Raw genomic sequence first — 23,993 nt, 5'->3', positions numbered from 1 at the left:
CGGGCATCGAGGTCTTCACACATGGTGCACGGACGACGACTCAGCGTCTTGTTGGAGCTTCAACTACCCCTGACGGCTCGTCGATCACCGGTTGTGCGCTCGTGTTGCACGAATGGCGTAGTGCTCCCACGCTTGAGGTGACTCAGAAGCGATCACCGCTCACGCTGTGCGTACGGGGCTCGTCCCACCGGGGCGAGGACAGGCGGGAGCTTCGCCGGTGAGGAGCCAACGACGATGAAGACCGCAGCACCCTGCTACTACCACCTCGACGTGGAGGTCGGTCCCGAACGGGTCGGACAGGTCCGGCGCATCCTGGCCGCACACCTCCGGCTCTGGTACCTCGAAACGCTGGTCGAGCCCGTCTGCAGCGCCGCCGAGCTGCTGCTGAGGGCCATCGACGAGCACGCGACGGACAAGCACACCTCGATCGAGATGTGGTGGAACGGACAGCATCTGATCACCGCGGTGGGGGAGAACGACTGTGAGCTGCGCCCCGACCAGGACCTGCGCGCCTGCCTGGAGCGGATCGCCGCCATGAGCGACGGCTGGGGCTGCTGCGCCACGGACACCGGCAGCAAGGTCATCTGGTTCTCCCAGCGGGCCCGGGCCGGCGAACGCGTGCCCCTGGTGCCCACGGCACCCTGGCCGCGCCTGAGCGAGGTGCTCCAGGTGCCGCGCGAGGCGCGGGCCGCGGTGCTGGCGGGCGACGCGGGCGAGTCCGGCGGCCTGCTGGAGGACGCCCGGTGACGGCGAAGCGACGCCGTACGGCAGGGGTGCCCGTCTGGAGCGGGCACCCCTACCCGTTGGGAGCCGCCTTCGACGGCAAGGGCACCAACTTCGCGCTCTTCAGCGAGGTCGCCGAACGCGTCGACCTCGTCCTCGTCGACGACGACGGCCGCCGGCGCACCGTTCCGGTGACCGAGGTCGACGGCTTCGTCTGGCACTGCTACCTGCCGGACGTCGGGCCCGGACAGCGCTACGGCTACCGGGTGCACGGGCCCTGGGACCCGGACCTGGGCCACCGCTGCAATCCGAAGAAGCTCCTGCTCGATCCCTACACCCGGGCGGTCGACGGCCAGGTGGACAACCACGCCTCCCTCTTCGAGCGCTCGGCCGCGGGCCCGTCCCGGTCCGACAGCGCCGGGCACACCATGCTCGGGGTGGTCACCGACCCCGCCTTCGACTGGGGCGACGACAGCCCGCCGCGGCAGGCCTACTCGGACAGCGTCATCTACGAGGCGCACGTACGCGGCCTGACCCGCACCCACCCCGCCGTCCCGCCCCGGCTGCGCGGCACCTACGCCGGCCTGGCGCACCCGGCCGTCGTCGAGCACCTGACCGGCCTCGGCGTGACGGCGGTGGAGCTGATGCCGGTGCACCAGTACGTGCAGGACGGCGTGCTGCAGGGCCGCGGCCTGTCCAACTACTGGGGCTACAACACCATCGGCTTCTTCGCCCCGCACAACGCCTACGCCGCCCGCGGCACCCGCGGCCGGCAGGTGACCGAGTTCAAGTCGATGGTGAAGGCCCTGCACGCGGCGGGGCTCGAGGTGATCCTGGACGTCGTCTACAACCACACGGCCGAGGGCAACGAGAAGGGCCCCACGCTGTCCTTCCGCGGCATCGACAACGCCTCGTACTACCGCCTGGTGGACGGCGACTGGAGCCACTACTACGACACCACCGGCACCGGCAACAGCCTGCTGATGCGGCATCCCTACGTCCTGCAGCTGATCATGGACTCGCTGCGCTACTGGGTCACCGAGATGCACGTCGACGGCTTCCGCTTCGACCTCGCCGCCACGCTGGCCCGGCAGTTCCACGAGGTGGACCGGCTCTCGGCGTTCTTCGACCTGATCCAGCAGGACCCGGTGATCAGCAGGGTGAAACTGATCGCGGAGCCCTGGGACGTGGGGGAGGGCGGCTACCAGGTGGGCAACTTCCCGCCGCTGTGGTCGGAGTGGAACGGCAAGTACCGCGACGCCGTGCGGGACTTCTGGCGGGGCGGCGAGCACGCGCTGGGCGAGTTCGCCTCCCGGCTGACCGGTTCCGCCGACCTGTACCAGCACAGCCGGCGGCGCCCGCGCGCCAGCGTCAACTTCGTCACCGCGCACGACGGTTTCACGCTGCGCGACCTGGTGTCGTACAACGACAAGCACAACGAGGCCAACGGCGAGGGCAACCGGGACGGCGAGAGCTTCAACCGGTCCTGGAACTGCGGCGCCGAGGGGGAGAGCGACGATCCGGCGGTGCTCGAACTGCGCGCCCGCCAGCAGCGCAACTTCCTGGCCACGCTGCTGCTGTCGCAGGGCATCCCGATGCTCAGCCACGGCGACGAACTGGGCCGCACCCAGCGCGGCAACAACAACGCCTACTGCCAGGACGGCGAGGTCTCCTGGATCGACTGGCGGCTGACCGACGAGCAGCGTGACCTCGCGGACTTCGTGCGCTACGTCATCGCCCTGCGCGCCGCCCACCCCGTGCTGCGCCGCCGCCGGTTCTTCCGCGGCGAGACCGCAACCCACCCGGGCCAGCCGCTGCCCGACCTGGTGTGGCTGGCGCCGGACGCCCGGGAGATGACGGAGGAGAAATGGCACCGCGGGCACTCCGTCGCCGCCTTCCTCAACGGCGACGCGATCGCCGAACCGGACCCCTGCGGCCGCCCCGTGGTGGACGACTCGTTCCTGCTGCTGCTCAACAGCTACTGGGAGCCGGTGGAGTTCCGGCTGCCGGACGTCACCTACGGCGAGCGCTGGACGACCCTGATCGACACCGCCGTCCCGCAGGGCGGGCCCGACGAGACGGAGCACAAGGCGGGCAGCGCGATGACCGTCGAGGCGCGCAGCCTGGTCCTGCTCACCCGCCCCGCGCGCACGGCCGGCTGAGCCCGCCGGGAACGGCCGGCCGCGGGCGGGCTCAGCGCTCGCGGACCGAGGTCACCGTGAACTGCGCGCCGTCGGCGTCGCGCAGCACGGCCTCGTCGCTGCCCTTGGACAGGACGCTGCCGCCGTGCAGTTCGGCCGCCCGGACACAGCCCGCCACGTCCTCCACCGCGAAGTGGACCTGCCAGTGGGGCCGGATGGTGGGGTCGGGTGCCGCTCCCAGGGCACCGGACTCGATACGGGCCACGACGTCGCCCTGGCTGCGCAGCACCACCTCGCCCCCCTCGTAGTGGACCTCGCAGCAGCCGGGCCGCTCGGACGCCCAGTCGAGCACCTCGCCGTAGAAGATCGCCGCGTCGAAGGCGTCGCGCGTGTGCAGGCGGATGAAGGTCGGTGCCGCCCGGCGCCACTTCTCCCAGTCGGCGATGAGCGCGCCCTCCCAGACTCCGAAGGTCGCCCCGTCGCGGTCGGCCAGCAGCGCCGCGCGCCCGGGCGGGAAGGAGATCGGCCCGACCGCGGCCGTGCCGCCGCGTTCCTGCGCCCGCGACGCGGCCTCGTCCGCACTGGGCACGGCGAAGTACGGAGTCCACGCCACCGCCATCTGCCACATGGCGGCGACGGCCGCGATGCCCGCGACGGGCACCCCGTCCGCCAGTGCCATCCGGAAGCGGTCGCCCAGCTTGGCCGGGCGCCACTCCCAGCCCAGCACGGCGGCGTAGAACTCCTCCGTGGCGTCGGCGTCGCGGCTGGTCAGGCTCACCCAGCAGGGCGCGCCGAAGACGGAGTGCGAGGAGACGACGCGGGTCGTCGCGCGCGGGCGTGAGGGGTCGTGGTTCATGGCAGTCACGTCCTGGTCCGTTCCGCCGGTGGCCACCGGTCTCCTCCCAGTGTCCGACCGGACCCGCTCCGGGTGCCTGCCGAGTACCCCGGCGATACGGCCGAAACGGGTGCCCGGCTGCCCGCCGCCCGGTGGCAGGAGGCGGGGCGGGTGCCAGTATGGAGGGCGTGGCACAGGTACCTCAGGAACCCGCGGACGAGACCGATCGCGTCTTCGCGCTGCAGGAAGAGGTCGACCAGCTGAAGGAGGCCGTCACCTCGCACGCCGTCGTGGACCAGGCGATCGGGATGGTCGTCGCGCTGGGCCGGGTGACGCCGGACGAGGGGTGGGCGGTGCTGAAGGAGGTCTCCCAGCACACGAACATCAGGCTGCGCAATGTCGCGGAACTCGTCCTCATCTGGGGGCGCTCGGGGCAGATGCCCGAGGAGATAGGCGCACAGCTGGAGGACGCCCTGGACCGCCACGGCCCCACGCAGCTGCCCGGCACCCCACCGCAGGGGTGAGGCGACGGGTGGTGCGCGCGGGGCCGTTCGGCGCGGCGGTTCAGCCTGTTTCCGCGAGCAGCTCCTCACGGAGGTGGGCGAAGCAGCCGCTGAGCAGCCGGGAGACATGCATCTGCGAGATGCCGAGCTGCTGCGCTATCCGGCTCTGCGTCATGCCCCGGAAGAAGCGCAGGTAGAGGATGGTGCGCTCACGCTCCGGAAGCGCCGCGATGCTGGGACCGACCGCGACGCGGTCGACGACCACGTCGTAGGCCGTGTCCCACGCGCCGATCGCGTCCGTCAGGGCGTACCCGTCGGAGCCGGGCAGTTCGGCGTCGAGGGACAGGGCCGAGAAGCACTCCAGCGCCTCCATGCCCGTGCGCACCTCGCTCTCGCTCAGCTGCGCGTGCCGGGCGATCTCGGGGACGGTGGGTCCGCGCCCCGGGGTCGTCTGGGACAGCTCCTTGGCGGACTGCCGCACGCGGTTGCGCAGGTCCTGGACCCGGCGCGGCACGTGCAGGGTCCACATGTGATCGCGGAAGTGCCGCTTGATCTCGCCGGTGACGGTCGGCACCGCGTACGCCTCGAAGGCGTGGCCGCGGGCCGGGTCGTAGTGGTCGACGGCCTTGACCAGGCCCAGCGCCGCGACCTGGTAGAGGTCCTCGAGGGATTCCCCGCGTCCCTTGAAGCGGACGGCGATCCGCTCGGCCATGGGCAGCCAGGCCCTGACCAGTTCGTCGCGGAGCTCTTTGCGCCGCGGCCCGTCGTCCAGCCGCGCCAGCCGCTGGAAGGCCTCGGCGGTGTCGGGGGCGTCATCGTGCGGATGGGATGTGGTCCTGCCGCTGGTGACACGCATGGTGCGCACCTCCCTGGGGCGGTGCCGAGGGGACAGTCACCATGGGGGAGGCGGACCCGGACCAGTGCAGGAGACATCCGGGAGCCGGCCGGCCCCCACAGACGTGCCTCCTGTTCCGAAGCACTCCGTTGGTGTGCCCGGAGTCGGTCTTTTCCAAACAAAACAGACATAAGGGTGACTCTCTTGGTGGGTTTGACCCTCCCTTGGGTTCCTTACCTCTGCTACAGAGGTAATCTCCGGGTGTGGAGCCGGAAACCTTCCCCGACGAGCTGACCGACGCCCTCGTGGCCGTCCACCGGCGTCTCAGGCGCCGCCTGCGCCCCCAGGTCACCCCGCGGCTGCGGGGTGCCGAGGTCGAACTGCTGCGCCTGGTCGTCGGCCGCCCCGGCATCGGCGTCTCCGAGGCCGCCAAGGAGCTGCACCTCGCGGGGAACTCGGTCTCGACCCTGGTCAACCAGTTGTCCCGGCAGGGCTACCTGGTCCGCGAGAGCGACCCCGCCGACCGGCGGGCCGCCCGGCTGACCCCGACCCCCGCCGCCGGGGACAGGCTCGAGGAGTGGCGCAAGCGGCGCTCCGAGCTCATGCGGAGCGCACTGTCCCGGCTCGACGAGGCGGACCGGGAGGCGCTGGGCGCGGCGCTGCCGGTCCTGCGCAAGCTGGCCGACCACCTGCACGAGGAAGCCGGGGAACCATGACGCGCGACGCCGACACCGAACGGGCCGGCACCGAGGGGGCCGAGGCCGTCACCTGCACCGGGCTGGCCTACGCCTTCGGCGGTACCAGAGCCGTCGACGGACTCGACCTGTCGGTCGGGCAGGGCGAGGTCTTCGGGCTGCTCGGCCCGAACGGCGCCGGGAAGACGACCGCCATCCGCTGCGTCACCACGCTGCTGCCCATCCCGGCCGGCATGGTCCGGGTCCTCGGCCGTGACGCGGCCGAGGACCCGATGGCCGTACGGCGCCTGCTGGGCTACGTGCCGCAGCAGCTGTCCGCCGACGCCGGCCTGACCGGCCGTGAGAACGTCGCCCTGTTCGCCCGCGTCTTCGACGTCCCCCGCGGCGAACGAGCCGAACGGGTGAACCAGGCCCTGGCCGCCGTCGACCTCGCCGACGCCGCCGACCGGCTCGCCAAGACCTACTCCGGTGGCATGATCCGCCGCCTGGAGCTCGCCCAGGCCCTGGTCAGCGCGCCCCGGCTGCTGATTCTCGACGAGCCGACCATCGGCCTGGACCCCATCGCCCGCACCGGCGTGTGGGAGCAGATCAACGCCGTACGGGCGGCCACCGGCATGACCGTGCTGGTCACCACCCACTACATGGAGGAGGCCGACCAGTACTGCGACCGGGTGGGCCTGATGCACCGCGGCCGCGTCCGGGCGCTCGGCACCCCCGCCGAACTCAGGCAGGGGCTGGGCGAGCGCCGGCGCGCCGAGGGCGCGGCGGACACCGCACCGCTGCCCACGCTGGAGGACGTGTTCCGCGACGTCGCCGGCAGCGGTCTCGACGACACGGCAGGAGATTTCCGTGATGTCCGAAGCACCCGCCGCACCGCCCACCGCGTCGGCTGAGCCCGTGACCGGCATCGACCTGCTGCTGCGGCCGCCCTCGCCCCGCGCCGGCTGGCGGCTGCTGCCCGCGCGCGTCGCGGCCATGTGCGCCGTCGAACTGCAGAAGCTGCGGCACGACCGCACCGAGCTCTACACCCGCGCGATCCAGCCCGCCCTGTGGCTGCTGATCTTCGGTCAGACCTTCACCAGGATCCGGTCGATCCCCACCGGCGGCATCCCCTACATCGACTACATGGCGCCCGGCATCATCGCCCAGTCCGCCATGTTCATCGCCATCTTCTACGGCATCCAGATCATCTGGGAACGCGACGCGGGCATCCTCAACAAGCTGCTGGTCACCCCGACTCCCCGCTCGGCCCTGATCACCGGCAAGGCCTTCGCGGCCGGGGTGAAGTCGCTGATCCAGGCCCTCGTCGTCGTCGTCATCGCCGCGCTGCTCGGCGTCGCGCTGACCTGGAACCCGCTGAAACTGCTCGGCGTCGGGGCCATCGTGGTCCTCGGCTCCGCGTTCTTCTCCTGCCTGTCGATGACCATCGCCGGCATCGTCATCAGCCGCGACCGCCTCATGGGCATCGGACAGGCCATCACCATGCCGCTGTTCTTCGGCTCCAACGCCCTGTACCCGCTCTCGGTCATGCCCGGCTGGCTCCAGGCGGTCAGCAGGGTCAACCCCCTCAGCTACGAGGTGGACGCCCTGCGCGGCCTGCTGATCGGCGCGCACGCGCACCTGGCGCTCGACTTCGGGGTGTTGCTGGTGGCGGCCGCGCTCGGCATCACGGCCGCCTCCTCGCTCCTCGGCCGGCTGGCCCGCTGATCACCCCCCGGAACGTGACGTGCCACACGCCGCGGCACACCCCCGTGCGGCCTGTTCGGACCGTTGTTCCTGGGCACGGCTTGATCAGTGATCAAAGCGCGCGAATGCGCTGGCCACAGCGCATTCAGCGCATTTGACAGTGCGCTGAACGCCCAGATAGGCAGGAGCCTGCGAGGTCGGAGAGGTGGACTGTGTACGAGCCGAACGTGGTCGGGGACTGGCAGGAATACGACGAGCATGCCGGTCTGCGTGTCCGCGTCCACCGTCTGGAAGCCGCCGAGCCGCCGCGCGGACGGGACGACGCCGCCGAGGGCCTCACGTACTTCAGCGTCCGCGTGACCGTCGAGAACCGGGGCGGCCGGCACTCCACCATCCACCTCGAGGACGGCCAGATCGACGTGCGGATCGGTCCCGACGGCGAGGCGGCGTTCATCGACTGGCGCAACTCGCAGTTCATCGAGGGCTTCGACGTCTACCCGCTGCGCCGGGTCACGGCCGTGCTCTACGCGGCCGGCCCGGAAGCCTCCCTCAGCCAGGTCGACGTCCAGGTCCAGCTGCGCGCCGACGACGAGTGGGCGGAGCGCCGGCTGTGGGCGGGCGGCATCGGCCTGCACGAGGAGGCCGTCGGCGCCCACCCGTGCGGTGTGAGCGACCGACTGGCCCACCAGGTGAGCAAGTTCCTGCGCGACCAGGCGGAGGAGGGCACCGCCTGATCCGCGTCCGCGTCGGTGCGCCGCGGCGTCCTCAGTGCGGGATGCCGTCGATGATCTCGCGTGCGCCCTGACGCAGCAGCGCCACGGCGACCGACGTGCCCAGGGTGGCCGGGTCGAGCCGGCCCGCCCACTCGTGGGCGTTGAGGCGGGTCTTGCCGTCGGGGGTGAACACGCAGGCCCGCAGCGACAGTTCGCCGCCGTGGTCCACGCGGGCGTACCCGGCGATCGGGCTGTTGCAGTGCCCCTGCAGCACATGCAGGAACATGCGCTCGGCGGTGGCCTCCCGATGGGTGTCCGGGTCGCCGAGAGCGCTGACCGCGTCGATGAGCCCGGTGTCGCCCTCCCGGCACTGCAGGGCGAGGATGCCCGCCCCGATGGGCGGCATCATCGTCTCGGGGGAGAGGATCTCGGTGATCACGTCCTCGCGTCCGATGCGCTCAAGGCCCGCGACCGCGAGCAGCAGCGCGTCCGCCTCGCCCGCCTGGAGCTTCGCCAGCCGCCGGTTGGCGTTGCCCCGGAACGGCACGCACTCCAGGTGCGGATGGGTGGCCGCGAGCTGGGCCACGCGCCGTACCGAGGAGGTGCCGATCCGGGTGCCGTCCGGGAGCTCGTCCAGCGTGCGGCCGCCCGGATGGATCAGGGCGTCCCGGACGTCGTCCCGCTTCAGGAAAGCGGCGAACGTCGTGCCCGCGGGCAGCGGCCGGTCGGCGGGCACGTCCTTCACGCAGTGCACCGCGAGGTCGGCCTCGCCCGCCAGCAGCGCGGCGTCCACCTCCTTGGTGAACGCCCCCTTGCCCTCGACCTTGGACAGATCGCCCATCCACTTGTCACCGGTGGTCCTCACCGGCACCACCTCGGTGCGCACACCGGGCTGCAGGGCCGCCAACTCGACGCGGACACGCTCCACTTGGGCGAGCGCCATGGGCGAGTCGCGGGAGACGATACGGATCAGTTCCGGGACGGGCATGCGGACACGATAGTCCTTGGCGAGGGGGCGTCCGTGCCGTACCGCCCCATCGGGACCCGAATCACGTCCGGCCGGCACCCGGGTGTGCGGCGCGGGCCCGGGCCTCCCGCGCCGGGCGGGGCCGCGGGCCCGCGATCAGCGCGGCTCCGGGACCGCGCGGGACAGCCGGGCCTCCGGCCCGGTCAGCACCGCGAGCGCGCCCAGGGTGAGCAGTCCGCCGGCCAGGAAGGTGCCGCGCACGCCGACGACCGGCAGCAGGCAGCCTCCGAGCAGGGCGCCGGCGGCGACGCCCACGTTGAAGGCCGCCCCATTGGCCGCCAGCGCCGACTCCGTACGGCCGGGCGCGACCCGGAGCACCTGGCTCTGCGTCGCCATGAAGACCGGAGCGACCGAGGCGCCGAGCAGCATGAGCAGCGCCACGGCGGCCACGCGGCTGCTCGCGGCCGCGTACAGGCCGAGCAGGGCAGCGGCCTGCGTGAGCACGGGCACCGTGAGCGTGGCGCGCGGGAAGCGGTCGAGGAGCGGGCCGGTGACCGCGATGCCGGCCAGGGCGGCCACTCCGAACGCGAACAGCACACCGCTCACCGCGTCCTCGCCGAATCCGCCGACGTCCTCGAGCAGCGCGGCGACGTACGTGTACCCGGTGAAGACCCCCGTCACCGACAGCGCGGTGGTCGCGACGACGATCAGGAACCGGCGGCGGTCCGGTTCGGCACCGTAGGCCGCGTGGCTCTCCTGGGGACGGGAGGTCGGCAGCACGGCGGCGATGACGACGAGGGAGACGAGCGCGAGCGCGCCGAGGACCGCGAAGGGCGCCTGCCAGCCGCCGCGGCCGCCCAGCCAGGTCCCGGCCGGAACACCCAGCACCGTGGCGAGCGAACCGCCCACGGACAGCAACCCCATGACGCGGCCGCGCCGTTCGGGCGGGAACAGCCCCACCGCGACCGGCCCCATCAGCACCCAGAACGACGCCTGCGCCAGCGCGGTGACCAGCCGTGCCGCCAGCAGCCCCCCGTACGGCAGGCCGTGCAGCGCCGACACCCAGCTGGCCGCGGCCAGCAGCCCCAGCAGCACGGTGAGCAGATACCGGCGCGGCACCGAGCCGGTGAGACGGGCGGCCGGCAGCGACACCACGGCCACCGTCAGGCCGTACCCGGTGACCAGCGCGCCCACGGCGCCGAGCGGCACCCGCAGGTCGGCCGCCATGAGCGACAGCAGGCCCACCGGCAGGTTCTCCGCGGTGTTGAAGGTGAACGCCGCCAGCATCAGCGCCGCGACGACGGCGCCCCTGCGCCACGCGGCCGGACGTACGCTGCCCATCCAGAAGTCCTCCGGGATTGTCGGGGTCGGAAACGGCCGGGCAGGCCGGGGCCAGCGTGCTGGGACCGGACCGGGACTTCCACTGTTTCGATCCAGGCCGAATCGGATCCGTCCCGTCCGGCCCGACCCGGATGTGCCGCACGCACCCAGGAGGCCGCCTTGCCGCTGACCCTGCACCTCGGCGCGGACGACCTCACGCGCTGCCGGTTCGCGATCTCGCCGCTGTGCCAGACCCACGAGGCGCTGCGCATGCTGCGCCGCCCCGCCCGGCACGGCTACCACCGGGCCTGGCTGAGCCGTCTGCGCCGTACGCTCGCCGGGCTCGACCTCTCACCCCTGTGGCTGTTCGTCCCGCGCGTCGGCGGCTACACCCCGGACTTCCTCGGCCCGCCGCCCGACGGGCCCTGCCCCCGCATCGACGACGAACTGGCCCGGATGCGCGCCACCGACCCGGACCTGGCGCGCGGGGAGATGGCCCGCTCGCTCGCCTGCACACCGGGCCTCGCGGCGTCACCGCCCGGCCGCGCCGCGCTCGACGACCCCGCCGGGACGGTCCGCCGCCTCGCCGACCTCACCGAACTGGCCTGGCACGCCCTGCTCGCCCCGGACTGGCCCCGCCATCGCGCCGTCCTGGCGGCCGACATCGCCCACCGCTCGCGGCTGGCGGCCGACGGCGGGCTCGACGCGCTCCTGACCGGACTGCACCCCGGCATCGACTGGACCGGGCACCGGCTCACCCTGCGCACGTACGGCGACCAGGCGGACGCGCAGCGCCCGGACGGGCGCGGCATCCTGCTCATGCCCAGCGTGTTCGTGTGGCCGGACGTCGTCAGCGGCTTCGCCCGGCCCTGGCAGCCGACGGTCATCTACCCCGCCCGCGGCATGGGCCGTCTGCACACCCGCCCCGCACCGGAGCCGCCCGAGGCCCTCGCCCGCCTCCTGGGGCACCAGCGCGCCGCCGTGCTGGCCGGCCTGACGGTCCCCGCCTCCACGACGGAACTCGCCGCCCGGCACGGCCTGGCCCCGTCCACGGTGTCCTCCCACCTCACGGCCCTGCGCGCGGCGGGGCTGCTCGACGCGCGCCGCCAGGGCTACTTCGTGCTGTACGAGCGGACGGCACTGGGGGACGGGCTGGTGGCCGGCGGATAGCCCGCGCGGCCGTCCGCCGGCCCGGGCCACGCACGCCCCGGGCCATGGCGCGGCGCAGCGGCAGGCATGGCGGGCGCCGGCCTGGGAACCCGCCCGGCCGTTCGTTGAGATCAGAGCGGAACCAGGGTGGGGAGTGGCACATGCGTGAGGAAGAGACCGGACCCGGCGCGTCCGCACTGCGGCGGTATGCGACGCCGTGGCTGGCGGTGGCGCGGTCCGTGATGCTGGGCGCGGCCGCCGTGGTCGTCGTGGCCGCCCTGTGGGCGACGGCCGTGGCCCGCTGAGGGCTCGGCACACGCGGGCGGCACATGAACGGGTGCGGCTCCGGGTACCCGGGCCGCAGCCCGCCCGGGGACGGCACACGTCCCCGGGCATGTCCCACCCACGGAACGGACCGACCCGTGACTGAGTACTTCCCCAACGGTGCCGCCTCCGCCGTCCAGCTGGCCCTGCGGGCGGTGGTCGCGGGCGAAGCGGACCAGACGGAACTCGACACCCTCGCCGGCAGCGAGGTCCTGATCCCGACCGGCGGCCCCGCCGGTGACCAGCCTCCCGGCACGGTGACCCTGCCCGTCTACGAGCAGCAGGACGGCACCGAGCTGGTGCCGGTGTTCACCTCGCAGGCCCGCATGCAGCAGGCGTTCCCGCGCATCACGGAGCATCGCCAGATCCAGCTCGGCGCGCTCGCCCACCGCTGGCCGTCCGAGCAGCTGGCACTCGTCATCGACGCCGGCACGCCCGAGGAGCTGGCACTGACCGCCCGGGGCGTCAAGGACCTGCTGGACCGCGCGGACGACTGACGGTGACGGCGGCCGGGGGAGCGCCGGTCACCGCCCGGCCGGCGGCCGCCCGGCGAGGGCCACCGCCGGCTGCCGGTCCAGTACGGGGTCGTGCAGGACACCGAGCAGTCGCAGCGCGCCGGCGCCCGGCGGGGCGAGGCGGCAGCCCGCGTCGCCGGTTCGCTGGGCGTGCGCGCAGGCCATCGGCGCGGCCGACTCCTCGTTGCGCGTCTGCACGAAACCCGGGTCCCCGCCGAGCGCGTCGATCAAGGCGTCCACGTCCCGTCCCGGCGTCCCGAACACCGGCTCCACGCCCCAGGCCCGCAGCCGGCCCGCCACCCTCTCGGACACGCTCGCCACAAGGACCTCCCAGGCAGCCGACGGCCGGTGACGCCACGATCCCGGCGGTTCCGGGTGGCCCCTGGGCCCGGCCGCCGAACAGCGGGGCCGCCGTCGCCCCGCACCGCCGCCGCCCCCGGACCCGCACCCGGGCCGCCGCGCCCCGACCGGCCGTTTCAGCCGCGCGGGCCGAGGGCACCCGTGCCAGGCTCGGAGGGCGGAGCACCGGAGGCGGAGTCCCGGCGCGGCGGGTGCGCGGGGCGGGCGCGGGCCGGTGCGCGCCGGTCCGGGCGAGTCCGACGGCGACGACAACCGACCTGGTGGACAAGGAGGTCGAGCCATGACCGACAGCGGCTCCGGCGAAGCGCTCCGCGCGCGGCCGCCGGACGCGGAGGGCGAGGGCCTGCTGTACGGGCCGCAGCCCGATGTGGCGGGCGTGGCCGGCCATCCGGACGCCCCGTCCCGCATGGGCTTCTTCACCGACACCTCCGTGTGCATCGGCTGCAAGGCCTGCGAGGTGGCCTGCAAGGAGTGGAACGCCATCCCCGAGGACGGCCTGCAGCTGACCGGCATGTCCTACGACAACACCGGGGGACTCGGCGCGGACACCTGGCGGCACGTGGCCTTCATCGAGCAGCGCAAACCGCTGGGCGGCCAGGAACCGGGTGTCTCCCACGAGGGCGTCGACGTCTTCGACGCGGCCCGGCAGCTGGGCACCGGCCCCTCCTCGCCCGGCCCCGGGGCCACGGCACCGGCACCGGACACCGCAACGGCGGGTGCGCCCACCGGGCAGATCTCCCCGGTCGCCGCCGACGGCCGCACCGAGCTGCGCTGGCTGATGTCCTCCGACGTCTGCAAGCACTGCACGCACGCGGCCTGTCTCGACGTGTGCCCCACCGGATCGCTCTTCCGCACCGAGTTCGGCACGGTCGTCGTCCAGGAGGACATCTGCAACGGCTGCGGCTACTGCGTGCCCGCCTGCCCCTACGGCGTCATCGACCAGCGCAAGGAGGACGGCCGGGTCTGGAAGTGCACGCTGTGCTACGACCGGCTGGGCGTCGGCATGGAACCGGCCTGCGCCAAGGCGTGTCCCACCGAGTCCATCCAGTTCGGTCCCCTGGACGAGCTGCGGGAGCGGGCATCGGCCCGCGTGGCCCAGCTGCACGCGACCGGCGTCACCGACGCGCGGCTGTACGGCGAGGACCCCGGCGACGGGGTCGGCGGCGACGGCGCGTTCTTCCTGCTGCTGGACGAACCGGAGGTCTACGGCCTGCCGCCGGACCCGGTCGTCACCACCCGGGACCTGCCGGACATGTGGCGGCACGCGGCACTGGCCGCCGCCTCGCTCGCCGCCCTGGCCGTCACCAGCTTCGTCAGGGGTTCCGTCAGGAGGCCGCGATGACCGGATCGGACGTGACACGCCAGGGCGTCGAGGGCGCGCGGCCCGGACGGGACGCGCTGACCGGGGCCGGGGCGGGACGCCGCCGGCGCCGCCGGGGGCGCGGCGAGCGGTCCATGGTGCCGGACGCGGAGTTCTCCTCGTACTACGGCACACCGGTGCTGAACAAGCCGACCTGGCAGCCCCTCGACATCGCGGGCTACCTCTACCTGGGCGGGCTCGCGGGCGGCTCCTCCCTGCTGGCGGCCGGGGCGCAGCTCACCGGGCGCCCGGGGATGGCCCGGGCGGCGAAACTGGGGGCGGCGGGCGGCGTCTCGCTGTCGCTGGCCGCGCTCGTGCACGACCTCGGCCGGCCGAGCCGCTTCCTGAACATGCTGCGCGTGTTCAAGCCGACCTCGCCGATGAGCGTCGGCTCCTGGCTGCTGGCGGCCTACGCCCCGGTGACCATGGCCGCCGCGGCGAGCGACGTGGCCGGCCGGTACCGCCTCGTCGGCTCGGCCGCGACCGTGGCGGCCGCCGCTCTCGGCCCCGCGGTCGTGACGTACACGGCCGTCCTGATCTCGGACACGGCGGTGCCCTCCTGGCACGAGGGGTACCGGGAGATGCCGTTCGTGTTCGCCGGCTCGGGCGCCACGGCGGCGGCGGGGCTGGCGCTCGCGGCGGCGCCCGTGGAGGAGACGGGGCCGGCCCGGCGGGCGGCGGTCCTGGGCGCGGTCCTGGAACTGGGCGCGTTCCAGGCGATGAAGCGGCGGATGGGCCTGTCGGCCGAGCCGCTGGAGCAGGGCCGGCCGCAGCTGCTGCTGCGCGCCGCGGACGTCCTCACCGCGGGCGGCGCGGCGCTCGCCGCGCTCGCGGGCCGGCGGCGCGACCGGGCCCTCGCGGCGGTGGCCGGAGCGGCGCTGCTGACCGGTTCGGCGGCACTGCGGTTCGGCCTCTTCCAGGCCGGGGTCGCCTCCGCCGAGGACCCGAAGTACACGGTCGTGCCGCAGCGGGAGCGGCTCGCGGAGTCCCGGGGCGAGCGGCAGGTCAGCGAGCGAGGTCGTCCACACCGGCCGCGGTGACGTCCGCCGGGCGCATCGTGGACGGATACGGCCCGGGCTCCCGCCGCACCCAGGCGGTGGCGAGACCGGCCCGGGCGGCGCCGTCGACGTCCCAGGGATGGACCGCGACCAGCATGGCCTCCGCGGCGGACACGCCCGCCGTCCGCACCGCGTGGGCGTAGGCGGCGGGCGAGGGCTTCCAGGCGCCCGCCTCCTGCACGTCCAGGTGCGCCTCGAAGCAGTCCGCGAGACCCGCCTGTCCGAGCACCGCGCGCGTGGTGCCCGCCGAACCGTTGGTCAGGGTGAGCAGGCGGTGCCCGGCCGTGTGCAGCGCCCGGACACCTTCGGGGACGTCCGGATGCACGGGCAGCCGGGGGAGTCCGTCCAGGACGTGCGCCACGGCCTCCCGCGGATCGGCCGCGGGCGCCTGCCGCGCCAGCAGCGTCCGCAGCACGTCGCCCGCGATGTCCGCGAACGTCGCCCGGCCGCCGGCCAGCGTCAGCGCCACACCGTCGCGCAGCACGCCCGCGAACCAGGCGGGCAGCACATGCCCCGGCAGCCCGATGTCCGTCAGCCGGGCGGCGAGCGGAGCCATGTCGGTCAGGGTCTCGTTGACGTCGAAGACCAGCACGCGGGGGAGAGGGGCACGGGGCAAGGGGATCACCTGTCTCACGGCGACGGTTGTGCACACCGCCCTTCAAGGTCCCCGCTGTCCGCCTCGTCGACACCTTCCCCCGGAGGAGGCCGGTTCGTTTCGGTCCGGACGGGGCGGGTACTCCGCGCTCCGGAACATCACACGCACGGAGAACACGTACGGAGAACACGTACGGAGAAGGAGGGCGGCGCCCATGCCGAGCCGGAGCCGGCTGCTGAGCCCGTCCGCGGACGGCCCGGACCTCGAAGCGGCCCCGCGCGAGGCACCCCCCGGTACCGGGACGTTCGTCGACCTCGTCGAGGAACTCGTCTCGCAGGCACGGCGGCACGTGCCGCCCGAGGATGCCGTCCTCGCCGGCCTCAGGGAGAATCTCGTGCAGGAGCAGCGGGAACGGCTGGGTGAGCGCACCGTCCGGGCGTGGTGGGCCGCGCCGGCCCGCCCGCGCCCCCGCGTTCCGCGGCAGCCGCCACCGTCGGCGGTGGCCACCGCCGGGACCGCGGCGGCGCTCTACGACCACGTGATGGACATGCTCGGCGGGCGCCCCGCCGGCCGTACGGGAACCGAACCGGAGGACTGAACCATGGGAGTCCGTACCTGGATCGACTCCTGGCCGGTCTACCGCCAGCTCACGGGCACCGACCCGCTCGGCCGCGGCGCCGCCGCGAAGAGCGGGCGCAGCGAGCGGCTGACACCCCGGGTGGCGAGCGCGGACCGCGTCGTGAAGTCGGTCTGCCCCTACTGCGCGGTGGGCTGCGGGCAGAACGTCTACGTCGAGAACGGCGAGGTCACCCAGATCGAGGGCGACCCCGACTCCCCGGTCTCCCGCGGCCGCCTGTGCCCCAAGGGTTCCGCCAGCCTTCAGCTGACCACCGGCGGTGCCCGCGAGCACCAGGTCCTCTACCGGCGCCCGCACGGCACCGAGTGGGAGCACCTGGACCTCGACACCGCGATGGACATGATCGCCGACCGGGTCATCGAGTCCCGGCGCGCCGGCTGGCAGTGGGAGGTCGACGGCACCCGCACCCGGCGCACCCTCGGCATCGCGAGCCTGGGCGGCGCCACGCTCGACAACGAGGAGAACTACCTGATCAAGAAGTTGTTCACCGCGCTCGGAGCGATCCAGATCGAGAACCAGGCGCGCGTTTGACACTCCTCCACCGTTCCCAGTCTGGGAACCTCGTTCGGACGCGGTGGCGCGACCACCTTCCAGCAGGACCTGCAGAACTCCGACTGCATCGTCATCCAGGGCTCGAACATGGCCGAGTGCCATCCGGTCGGGTTCCAGTGGGTGATGGAGGCCAAGGCCCGCGGCGCGAAGGTGATCCACGTCGACCCGCGCTTCACCCGCACCAGCGCCCTGGCCGACGTGCACGTGCCGCTGCGCGCGGGCTCGGACATCGCCTTCCTCGGCGGGATCATCAACCACGTCCTGCAGAACGACAAGTACTTCCGGGACTACGTGGTGGCCTACACCAACGCCCCCGTGATCCTGCGTGAGGACTTCCGTGACACCGAGGACCTGGAGGGCGTCTTCTCCGGCCTCGACCCCGACAGCCGCAGCTACGACAACAGCAGCTGGCAGTACGAGGGCATGGAGGTGCAGGCCGCGTCCGGCCAGCGCGACCAGGAGTACGAGGAGCGCACCGGCGGCGGCAGCTCGGTGACCGAGGCCGCGCCCGGCGAGAGCCACGGCTCCGGCGGCGCGGACATCGGCGAGGGCGAGCCCGAACGCGACGAGACGCTCACTCACCCGCGCTGCGTCTTCCAGGTCCTCAAGCGGCACTACGCCCGCTACACGCCCGAGATGGTCGAGGAGATCTGCGGTGTGCCACAGGACCTGTTCCGCCAGGTGTGCGAGCTGGTGGCGGACAACTCCGGCCGGGACCGCACGACGGCCTTCGCCTACGCGGTCGGCTGGACCCAGCACACGGTCGGCGTGCAGTACATCCGCGCCGCCGCCGTGCTGCAGGGCCTGCTGGGCAACATCGGCCGGCCGGGCGGCGGCATCCTCGCGCTGCGCGGCCACGCCTCCATCCAGGGCTCCACGGACATCCCCACCCTGTTCAACCTGCTGCCCGGCTACATCCCCATGCCGCACGCCCACAAGAACGAGGACCTGGACGCCTTCGTCGCGGGGGAGTCGGCGCGCAAGGGCTACTGGGGCAACATGCGCTCCTACCTGGTCAGTCTGCTCAAGGCGTACTGGGGAGAGGCCGCCACGGCCGACAACGACTTCTGCTTCGACTACCTGCCGCGGCTGACCGGCTCGCACTCCGCCTACGAGACGGCGATGGCCCAGATGGAGGGCGTCTGCAAGGGCTACTTCCTGTACGGCGAGAACCCGGCGGTCGGCAACGCCAACGCCAGGCTGATGCGCCGGGGGATGGCCAACCTGGACTGGCTCGTCGTACGGGACTTCTCCCTGATCGAGTCGGCCACGTGGTGGAAGGACGGCCCGGAGATCGAGACCGGCGAGATGCGCACCGAGGACATCGGCACCGAGGTGTTCTTCCTGCCGGCCGCGGCGCACACCGAGAAGGACGGGAGTTTCACCAACACCCAGCGGATGCTGCAGTGGCACCACCAGGCCGTGCAGCCGCCGGGGGAGTCCCGCAGCGATCTGTGGTTCACGTACCACCTCGGACGGATCATCCGTGAGAAGCTGGCCGCCTCCACCGACGCCATGGACGCGCCGGTGCTCGACCTGACCTGGGACTACCCGGTCGAGGGGGAACTGGCCGAACCGGACGCCGAGGCCGTGCTCGCCGAGATCAACGGCCACGACGCCGAGGGCGACCCGTTGTCCTCCTACGAGCAGCTCGAGCCCGACGGCTCCACCTCCTGCGGCTGCTGGATCTACTGCGGGGTCTACGCCGACGGCGTCAACCAGGCGGCCCGCCGCAAGCCGGGCAGGGAGCAGAACTGGGTGGCGAAGGAGTGGGCCTGGGCCTGGCCGGCCAACCGGCGCATCCTGTACAACCGCGCCTCCGCCGATCCCGACGGCAAGCCGTGGAGCGAGCGCAAGGCCCTGGTGTGGTGGGACGAGGAAGAGCAGAAGTGGGTCGGGCACGACGTCCCCGACTTCGTGCCCACCAAGTCCCCCCACTACCAGCCCCCGCCGGACGCGACGGCCGCGGACGCCCTGTCCGGCAAGGACCCGTTCATCATGCAGGCCGACGGAAAGGCATGGCTGTACACGCCCTCCGGGATCGCCGACGGCCCGCTGCCCTCGCACTACGAGCCGCAGGACTCGCCGTTCCCGAACCTGCTCTACCGCCAGCAGCGCAACCCGGTACGGCAGTTGATGCCGCCGCATCCCGGCAACCGCTACCAGCCCAGCGGCACCGAACCCGGCTCGGAGGTGTACCCGTACGTGGCCACCACCTACCGGCTCACCGAGCACCACACGGCGGGCGGCATGTCCCGCTGGCTGCCCTACCTCGCGGAGCTGCAGCCGGAGTTCTTCTGCGAGGTCTCGCCGGAGCTCGCCGCCGAGCGCGGTCTGGAGCACGCCGGCTGGGCGACGATCGTCAGCGCGCGGGGCGTCGTGGAGGCACGGGTGCTGGTCACCGACCGGATGGCCCCGCTGAGGGTGCAGGGGCGCAGGCTGCACCAGGTCGGGCTGCCCTACCACTGGGGCCCGAACGGCTACAGCACGGGCGACGCGGCCAACGAACTGCTGCACCTGTCCCTCGACCCCAACACCCACATCCAGGAGAGCAAGGCCTTCGCCGTCGACATCCGGTCCGGCCGGCGCCCGCGCGGCGAGGCCTCGCGCCAGCTGGTGCGGGCCTACCGGGTGCGGGCGGGCATCGACGAGCACACGGGCACGCAGCCCTGATGCCGCGTCAGGGGCCGGGCGGGCCCCGCGATCACTTCAGCACGATCGAGTGGGGCCCGCCCGGCAGGAGCTCGCCGATCACCGGCGCCCCCGGCACCTCCCCGGCCACCAGCAGACCGCCGGAGGTCTGCGCGTCGGCCAGCAGCAGCCGGGTGTCGGCGTCCGTGCCCCCGAAGTCGGTGTACGGCGCCACCCACTCCAGGTTGCGCCGCGTGCCGCCGCTGACGTAGCCGTCGCGGACCGCCTCCCGGGCGCCCTCCACGTACGGCACGGCGGTCGTGTCGATGACCGCCGTCACGCCGGAGGCGCGGGCCAGCTTGTGCAGATGGCCGAGCAGGCCGAAGCCGGTGACGTCGGTGGCGCACGTCACCCCGGCGGCCAGTGCCGCGGCGGAGGCCTCCCGGTTCAGCGCCGTCATCGTGGCGATCGCCTGCTCGAACCGCTCGCCGGTGGCCTTGTGCCGGTTGTTGAGCACGCCCAGGCCCAGCGGCTTGGTCAGGGACAGCGGCAGACCGGCGCGCCCGGTGTCGTTGCGCAGCAGCCGCGCCGGGTCGGCCACGCCGGTGACGGCCATGCCGTACTTGGGCTCGGGGTCGTCGACGCTGTGTCCGCCGCCGACGTGGCAGCCCGCCTCGGCGGCCACGTCGAGGCCGCCGCGCAGCACCTCACGGGCCAGGGCGAACGGCAGCCGGTCGCGGGGCCAGGCCAGCAGGTTGACGGCGACGACCGGCCGCCCGCCCATCGCGTACACGTCGGACAGGGCGTTGGCGGCGGCGATGCGGCCCCAGTCGTAGGGGTCGTCGACGACGGGGGTGAAGAAGTCCGCGGTGGACACCACGGCCGTGCCCTCCTGCCCGGGCAGCGTGACGACGGCCGCGTCGTCGCCGGTGTCGAGGCCGACCAGCAGCGGGCTGTCGGCCCCGGCCGGCGGGGCAGCCGTCAGGCCGCTGACGACCTCCTCGAGCTCTCCCGGCGGGATCTTGCACGCGCACCCGCCGCCGTGGGCGAACTGGGTCAGTCGTACGTCTTCCTGGCGAGTCGTCGGTGTCACATCGGTCTCCTGGGGAACTAGCCTTGCGGTCGGTGGAGGCGTGTGGGTGCCTGGTGGCCCTCCCGGTCTTCAAAACCGAGGTGCCCGAGGATCTCGGGCAGGCGGGTTCGATTCCCGTCCGCCTCCGCTCCCCGACCCCTGACTGCAGCGGCGCCGCTGGTCGTCCACGCGCTCGGTGTACCCCCGGGCGTCCAGGTGCTCCAGCAGCGGTACGGCGACGCGCCGGGTGGTGTCCAGCGCCTTGCGGGCCTCGCTCAGCGTGAACGGCTGCGGCAGCCGGGCCAGGACCGCGGCGGCCCGCGCGTCGGCGCCCGGCAGCAGCACGATCCCGTCGGCGACCCGCAGCAGCGCTCCGGCGCTCTCCGCGGCGGCCACCGCCTTGCGGTCGAGCCCCAGCCCGGCGAGCCGGCCGGCGTCGGGAGCGCGGAAGGGGGTGCCCGCCAGATCGCCGCGGACGGCTTCCACGGCCGCCTCGACGGCGGGCGGCAGGGCGGGACGCGCGCTGTCGGCGCCGTACAACCGGCCCTGCCGGAGGGACAGTTCGGGAGCGGAGGCGGCGAGCGCGTCGATGAGCGACCGGTCGGGCAGGCCCAGCAGGCGGCGGGCGGCCTCCGTCGGCAGGCCGGGATCCAGCGCGTGCTCCTTGGCGTGCCGCTCCACCTCGTCGACCAGACGCTCTCCCAGCCGCGCCCAGTGGGCGGGGTCGGCCAGCCAGTCCCCGGCGACCGGTGCGGCTGGCGCCGGGACGCCCATGGCCAGCAGCCGCGGGCGCCGGATCAGTCCGCGCCGCCGCAGCTCCGCCGCGGCGTCCGGGGCGCCGGTCATGGCCGTGAGCTCCGCCGCTCGGGCGCGGCCCGCGCCGCGCCGGGCCAGCCGGGGCGGACGGACGTCGAGCATGGTCGCCGCACAGGGCACCCGGCCGCCTCCCGGTTCGCGCAGCACCGCGCGGTCGCCGATGCGCAGCGGCAGTTCCCGGCTCAGGGTCAGCCGGGCCGTGTCCTCGCCCAGCGGGCGGACGGTGACCGGGACGGCGGCGGTGCCGATGTGCAGGGTGACGGTGCGCGGCAGGTCGGCGGCGGGTTCCCCGACGACCCGGACGTCGACGAGGGCGGTGCGCAGCCAGCGCTCCGGCGTCAGCAGGACGTCTCCCCGCCGCAGCGTGTCCGCGCCGGGCCCGTGCACGTTGACGGCCACCCGTGCCACGCCGCTGACGCGGTCGCGGTCCTGGTGCAGGGACTGCAGTCCGCGTATCCGCAGCACGCTCGCCCCGTCGCCGGTCACCAGCCGGTCCCCGACGCGCAGGGTGCCGGATCCGAGGGTGCCGGTGACCACGGTGCCGTGGCCGCGCACCGTGAAGGCCCGGTCCAGCCACAGCCGCACCTCGGCGTCGGCGGGCGGGGCGGGCAGCGAGGACGTCAGCAGGGCCAGCTCCGTGCGCAGCCGGTCGAGGCCCGCACCGGTCACCGAGCTGACCGCGAGGGCGGGCACGGCACCGAGCGAGGTGGCGGCCATCCGCTCGGCCGCGTCGGCCAGGACCGGCCGGGGGTCCGCCAGGTCGCTGCGGGTGACCGCGAGGACGGCGTGCCGCACGCCGAGCGCGTCGAGGATCGCCAGGTGCTCCTCGGACTGGGGCTGCCAGCCCTGGTCGGCGGCGACGACGAAGAGCACCGCGGGCACGGGTCCGACCCCGGCGAGCATGGTCGCCACGAACCGCTCGTGGCCGGGCACGTCCACGAACGCGAGCTCCTCGCCGTCCGGGCCGAGCCGGGTCCACACGAAGCCCAGGTCGAGGGTGAGCCCCCTGCGCCGCTCCTCCTCGAAGCGGTCCGGTTCCATGCCGGTCAGCGCCCGGACCAGGGCCGACTTGCCGTGGTCGACGTGACCGGCGGTGGCCACCACCCGCATCGTGTCCGCCTCCTAGCTCTGCGCGGCCGCGCGCACCGCGCGGCCCAGCCGTTCGTCGTCCTCGGGCGGCACCGCCCGCAGGTCCAGCAGGCAGCGGCCCGCCTCCAGCCGCCCGACGACCGGGTCCCGTCCGGCGCGCAGGGAGGCGGCGAACGGCTCCGGCAGGGACAGCGCGGCGCTGGGCAGCGTCACCCCGGGCGCGCCGCCGCCGCCGACGGTCGCGGCGCTCTCGACGACCCGTACGTCGGTGCCGTCCGCCCTCAGGGAGGCGGCGAGCCGGTCGGCCCGGGCGCGCAGGGCGGCGGGGTCGGCCGTCAGGCCCGCGGCGGTCGGCGTGGGCGGACCGGTGAGGGTGGCCTCCAGGGCGGCCAGCGTCAGCTTGTCCACGCGCAGGGCGCGCGCGAGGGGGTGCCGGGACAGGGCACGCACCAGGTCCGCGTCGCCCAGCAGCAGTCCGCACTGCGGTCCGCCGAGCAGCTTGTCACCGCTCGCCGTGACGAGCCGGGCGCCGGCGCGCAGCTGGGTCTCGGCGTCCGGCTCGGCCGGGAGCAGGGAATGGGGGGCGAGCAGCCCGGAGCCGATGTCGACGACGACCGGGACGTCCAGGGCGGCCAGCTCGGCGATGTCCGCCGCCCGGGTGAAGCCGGTCATGAGGAAGTTGGACGGGTGCACCTTCAGCACGAAACCCGTGTCCGGCCCGATGGCGGCGGCGTAGTCGTCGGCGGTCGTGCGGTTGGTGGTGCCGACCTCGCGCAGTCGCGCGCCGGTGGACACCAGCAGGTCCGGCAGCCGGAAGCCGTCCCCGATCTCCACCATCTCACCGCGGCTGACGACGATCTCCTTGCCTGCCGCGAGCGCGGTGGCCGCGAGGACCAGTGCGGCGGCGCCGTTGTTGACCACGTGCACGGCGGCCGCGGCCGGCACCCGGTCGTGCAGGGCCCGTAGCGCCGTACGCCCGCGACGGGCCCGTACGCCGGTGTCCAGGTCGAGTTCGACGTCGGTCGGGCCCGCGGCCCCGGCCACCGCGCGCCGGGCCGCCTTTGACAGCGGGGCCCGGCCGAGATTGGTGTGCAGCAGCACTCCGGTGGCGTTGATCACCGCGCGCAGCCCGCACGCGGTGTCCGGCAGCAGCGCGACCGCCTCCTCGGCCACGTCCCGGGGCGCGAGCCGGCCGGCCCGCGCCCGCCGCTGCGCCTCCCGGATCGCCTCCTTGACGACGGGCGCTCCGAGCCGGTCCGCGGCCTCGGCCAGCCGCGGGTCGCGGAGCAGGGCGTCGGTGCGCGGGATCAGCCGTCGCGCGTCGGCGGCCGGGCGGGGGGACGGCGACGTGAGCGCGGCACCCTCTCCGTGCCGCGCACCACCTGTCGTCGGCCTGCTGCGTGGCTCCATCCGGCTC

22 protein-coding genes, 1 tRNA gene and 1 pseudogene are annotated in these 23,993 nt (G+C 74.0%); 15 read left to right on the top strand and 9 right to left on the bottom strand.

Annotated elements, in window-relative coordinates; translation table 11 throughout:
* Nucleotides 1-234: 234 nt before the first annotated feature.
* Both ACJ9NR_RS02320 and glgX read left to right on the top strand, forming a co-directional pair.
* Entirely contained in the window at nt 235-747 is a 513-nt protein-coding gene (locus ACJ9NR_RS02320; RefSeq protein WP_412490062.1) for a pep a2, read from the top strand.
* Nucleotides 744-2,885 carry a glycogen debranching protein GlgX gene (gene glgX, locus ACJ9NR_RS02315; RefSeq protein ID WP_412490063.1) on the top strand — a complete coding sequence of 714 codons (2,142 nt, stop codon included), beginning with the start codon at nt 744-746 and terminating at the stop codon, nt 2,883-2,885. The genes ACJ9NR_RS02320 and glgX overlap by 4 nt, the downstream gene beginning before the upstream one ends.
* Nucleotides 2,886-2,916: 31 nt before the next feature.
* Here the strand turns inward: glgX and ACJ9NR_RS02310 are convergent, their stop codons facing one another.
* Complete coding sequence (locus tag ACJ9NR_RS02310; RefSeq protein WP_412490532.1) at nt 2,917-3,720, bottom strand: VOC family protein; 804 nt, start codon at nt 3,718-3,720, stop codon at nt 2,917-2,919.
* Between the two features lie 167 nt (nt 3,721-3,887).
* Between ACJ9NR_RS02310 and ACJ9NR_RS02305 the strand changes: the two genes are divergently transcribed.
* Nucleotides 3,888-4,223: an ANTAR domain-containing protein gene (locus tag ACJ9NR_RS02305; RefSeq protein ID WP_412490064.1), complete on the top strand. Its 336-nt coding sequence runs from the start codon at nt 3,888-3,890 to the stop codon at nt 4,221-4,223.
* A 40-nt stretch (nt 4,224-4,263) separates the two neighbouring features.
* On the opposite strand, the gene ACJ9NR_RS02300 is transcribed toward ACJ9NR_RS02305, so the two are convergent.
* Nucleotides 4,264-5,058 carry a SigB/SigF/SigG family RNA polymerase sigma factor gene (locus ACJ9NR_RS02300; protein ID WP_412490065.1) on the bottom strand — a complete coding sequence of 265 codons (795 nt, stop codon included), beginning with the start codon at nt 5,056-5,058 and terminating at the stop codon, nt 4,264-4,266.
* 242 nt (nt 5,059-5,300) lie between these two features.
* Between ACJ9NR_RS02300 and ACJ9NR_RS02295 the strand changes: the two genes are divergently transcribed.
* The 4 genes from ACJ9NR_RS02295 (at nt 5,301) to ACJ9NR_RS02280 (ending at nt 8,152) form a co-directional block, all read left to right on the top strand.
* Complete coding sequence (locus ACJ9NR_RS02295) at nt 5,301-5,753, top strand: MarR family winged helix-turn-helix transcriptional regulator (RefSeq protein ID WP_412490066.1); 453 nt, start codon at nt 5,301-5,303, stop codon at nt 5,751-5,753.
* Nucleotides 5,750-6,625: an ABC transporter ATP-binding protein gene (locus tag ACJ9NR_RS02290; protein WP_412490067.1), complete on the top strand. Its 876-nt coding sequence runs from the start codon at nt 5,750-5,752 to the stop codon at nt 6,623-6,625. The genes ACJ9NR_RS02295 and ACJ9NR_RS02290 overlap by 4 nt, the downstream gene beginning before the upstream one ends.
* Complete coding sequence (locus ACJ9NR_RS02285; protein WP_412490068.1) at nt 6,585-7,439, top strand: ABC transporter permease; 855 nt, start codon at nt 6,585-6,587, stop codon at nt 7,437-7,439. The genes ACJ9NR_RS02290 and ACJ9NR_RS02285 overlap by 41 nt, the downstream gene beginning before the upstream one ends.
* Nucleotides 7,440-7,630: 191 nt before the next feature.
* The gene (locus ACJ9NR_RS02280) at nt 7,631-8,152 is read left to right on the top strand and encodes a hypothetical protein (protein ID WP_412490069.1); all 522 of its coding nucleotides are present in this window, start codon (nt 7,631-7,633) and stop codon (nt 8,150-8,152) included.
* Between the two features lie 31 nt (nt 8,153-8,183).
* Here the strand turns inward: ACJ9NR_RS02280 and hemC are convergent, their stop codons facing one another.
* Together hemC and ACJ9NR_RS02270 are read right to left on the bottom strand one after the other, a co-directional pair.
* Nucleotides 8,184-9,119 carry a hydroxymethylbilane synthase gene (hemC, locus tag ACJ9NR_RS02275; protein ID WP_412490070.1) on the bottom strand — a complete coding sequence of 312 codons (936 nt, stop codon included), beginning with the start codon at nt 9,117-9,119 and terminating at the stop codon, nt 8,184-8,186.
* A 135-nt stretch (nt 9,120-9,254) separates the two neighbouring features.
* A complete protein-coding gene (locus tag ACJ9NR_RS02270) occupies nt 9,255-10,439 on the bottom strand; it encodes an MFS transporter (protein WP_412490071.1) in 1,185 nt (394 codons plus the stop codon).
* Nucleotides 10,440-10,598: 159 nt separating this feature from the next.
* Here ACJ9NR_RS02270 and ACJ9NR_RS02265 point away from each other — a divergent pair, with 159 nt between their 5' ends.
* The 3 genes from ACJ9NR_RS02265 to ACJ9NR_RS02255 all read left to right on the top strand — a co-directional run bounded on the left by ACJ9NR_RS02265 (nt 10,599) and on the right by ACJ9NR_RS02255 (nt 12,388).
* Complete coding sequence (locus ACJ9NR_RS02265) at nt 10,599-11,588, top strand: ArsR/SmtB family transcription factor (protein WP_412490072.1); 990 nt, start codon at nt 10,599-10,601, stop codon at nt 11,586-11,588.
* A 140-nt stretch (nt 11,589-11,728) separates the two neighbouring features.
* The gene (locus tag ACJ9NR_RS02260; RefSeq protein WP_412490073.1) at nt 11,729-11,872 is read left to right on the top strand and encodes a hypothetical protein; all 144 of its coding nucleotides are present in this window, start codon (nt 11,729-11,731) and stop codon (nt 11,870-11,872) included.
* Between the two features lie 117 nt (nt 11,873-11,989).
* The gene (locus ACJ9NR_RS02255; protein ID WP_412490074.1) at nt 11,990-12,388 is read left to right on the top strand and encodes an SseB family protein; all 399 of its coding nucleotides are present in this window, start codon (nt 11,990-11,992) and stop codon (nt 12,386-12,388) included.
* Between the two features lie 27 nt (nt 12,389-12,415).
* Here the strand turns inward: ACJ9NR_RS02255 and ACJ9NR_RS02250 are convergent, their stop codons facing one another.
* Nucleotides 12,416-12,718, bottom strand: a complete 303-nt coding sequence (locus tag ACJ9NR_RS02250; RefSeq protein WP_412490075.1) for a thiamine pyrophosphate-binding protein — start codon at nt 12,716-12,718, stop codon at nt 12,416-12,418.
* Nucleotides 12,719-13,046: 328 nt separating this feature from the next.
* On the opposite strand from ACJ9NR_RS02250, the gene ACJ9NR_RS02245 reads away from it, so the two are divergent.
* Together ACJ9NR_RS02245 and nrfD are read left to right on the top strand one after the other, a co-directional pair.
* Nucleotides 13,047-14,108 carry a 4Fe-4S dicluster domain-containing protein gene (locus tag ACJ9NR_RS02245; protein WP_412490076.1) on the top strand — a complete coding sequence of 354 codons (1,062 nt, stop codon included), beginning with the start codon at nt 13,047-13,049 and terminating at the stop codon, nt 14,106-14,108.
* Nucleotides 14,105-15,166 carry an NrfD/PsrC family molybdoenzyme membrane anchor subunit gene (gene nrfD / locus ACJ9NR_RS02240; protein ID WP_412490077.1) on the top strand — a complete coding sequence of 354 codons (1,062 nt, stop codon included), beginning with the start codon at nt 14,105-14,107 and terminating at the stop codon, nt 15,164-15,166. The genes ACJ9NR_RS02245 and nrfD overlap by 4 nt, the downstream gene beginning before the upstream one ends.
* Here nrfD and ACJ9NR_RS02235 read toward each other — a convergent pair.
* Nucleotides 15,132-15,800, bottom strand: coding sequence for a haloacid dehalogenase type II (locus tag ACJ9NR_RS02235; RefSeq protein ID WP_412512675.1), 669 nt, complete (start codon nt 15,798-15,800; stop codon nt 15,132-15,134). The genes nrfD and ACJ9NR_RS02235 overlap by 35 nt on opposite strands.
* 193 nt (nt 15,801-15,993) lie before the next feature.
* Between ACJ9NR_RS02235 and ACJ9NR_RS02230 the strand changes: the two genes are divergently transcribed.
* Together ACJ9NR_RS02230 and fdh are read left to right on the top strand one after the other, a co-directional pair.
* Entirely contained in the window at nt 15,994-16,377 is a 384-nt protein-coding gene (locus tag ACJ9NR_RS02230; protein ID WP_412490078.1) for a hypothetical protein, read from the top strand.
* A 3-nt stretch (nt 16,378-16,380) separates the two neighbouring features.
* The gene (gene fdh / locus ACJ9NR_RS02225) at nt 16,381-19,641 is read left to right on the top strand and encodes a formate dehydrogenase (RefSeq protein ID WP_412490079.1); all 3,261 of its coding nucleotides are present in this window, start codon (nt 16,381-16,383) and stop codon (nt 19,639-19,641) included.
* A 31-nt stretch (nt 19,642-19,672) separates the two neighbouring features.
* Here the strand turns inward: fdh and selD are convergent, their stop codons facing one another.
* Complete coding sequence (gene selD / locus ACJ9NR_RS02220) at nt 19,673-20,692, bottom strand: selenide, water dikinase SelD (RefSeq protein WP_412490080.1); 1,020 nt, start codon at nt 20,690-20,692, stop codon at nt 19,673-19,675.
* 34 nt (nt 20,693-20,726) lie between these two features.
* Here selD and ACJ9NR_RS02215 point away from each other — a divergent pair.
* Nucleotides 20,727-20,819 (top strand) — tRNA-Sec (locus ACJ9NR_RS02215).
* A 35-nt stretch (nt 20,820-20,854) separates the two neighbouring features.
* Here the strand turns inward: ACJ9NR_RS02215 and ACJ9NR_RS02210 are convergent.
* Nucleotides 20,855-22,597 (bottom strand): annotated as a pseudogene (locus tag ACJ9NR_RS02210) (SelB domain-containing protein); the annotation flags it as partial.
* Between the two features lie 12 nt (nt 22,598-22,609).
* Entirely contained in the window at nt 22,610-23,986 is a 1,377-nt protein-coding gene (selA, locus tag ACJ9NR_RS02205) for an L-seryl-tRNA(Sec) selenium transferase (protein WP_412490081.1), read from the bottom strand.
* Nucleotides 23,987-23,993: the final 7 nt, after the last annotated feature.

Source organism: Streptomyces sediminimaris (genome assembly GCF_047049295.1).
Taxonomy (GTDB): Bacteria; Actinomycetota; Actinomycetes; order Streptomycetales; family Streptomycetaceae; genus Streptomyces; species Streptomyces sediminimaris.
The sequence above is the reverse complement of the archived record's forward strand: the minus strand, read 5'-3'. Positions and strand labels throughout refer to the sequence as shown.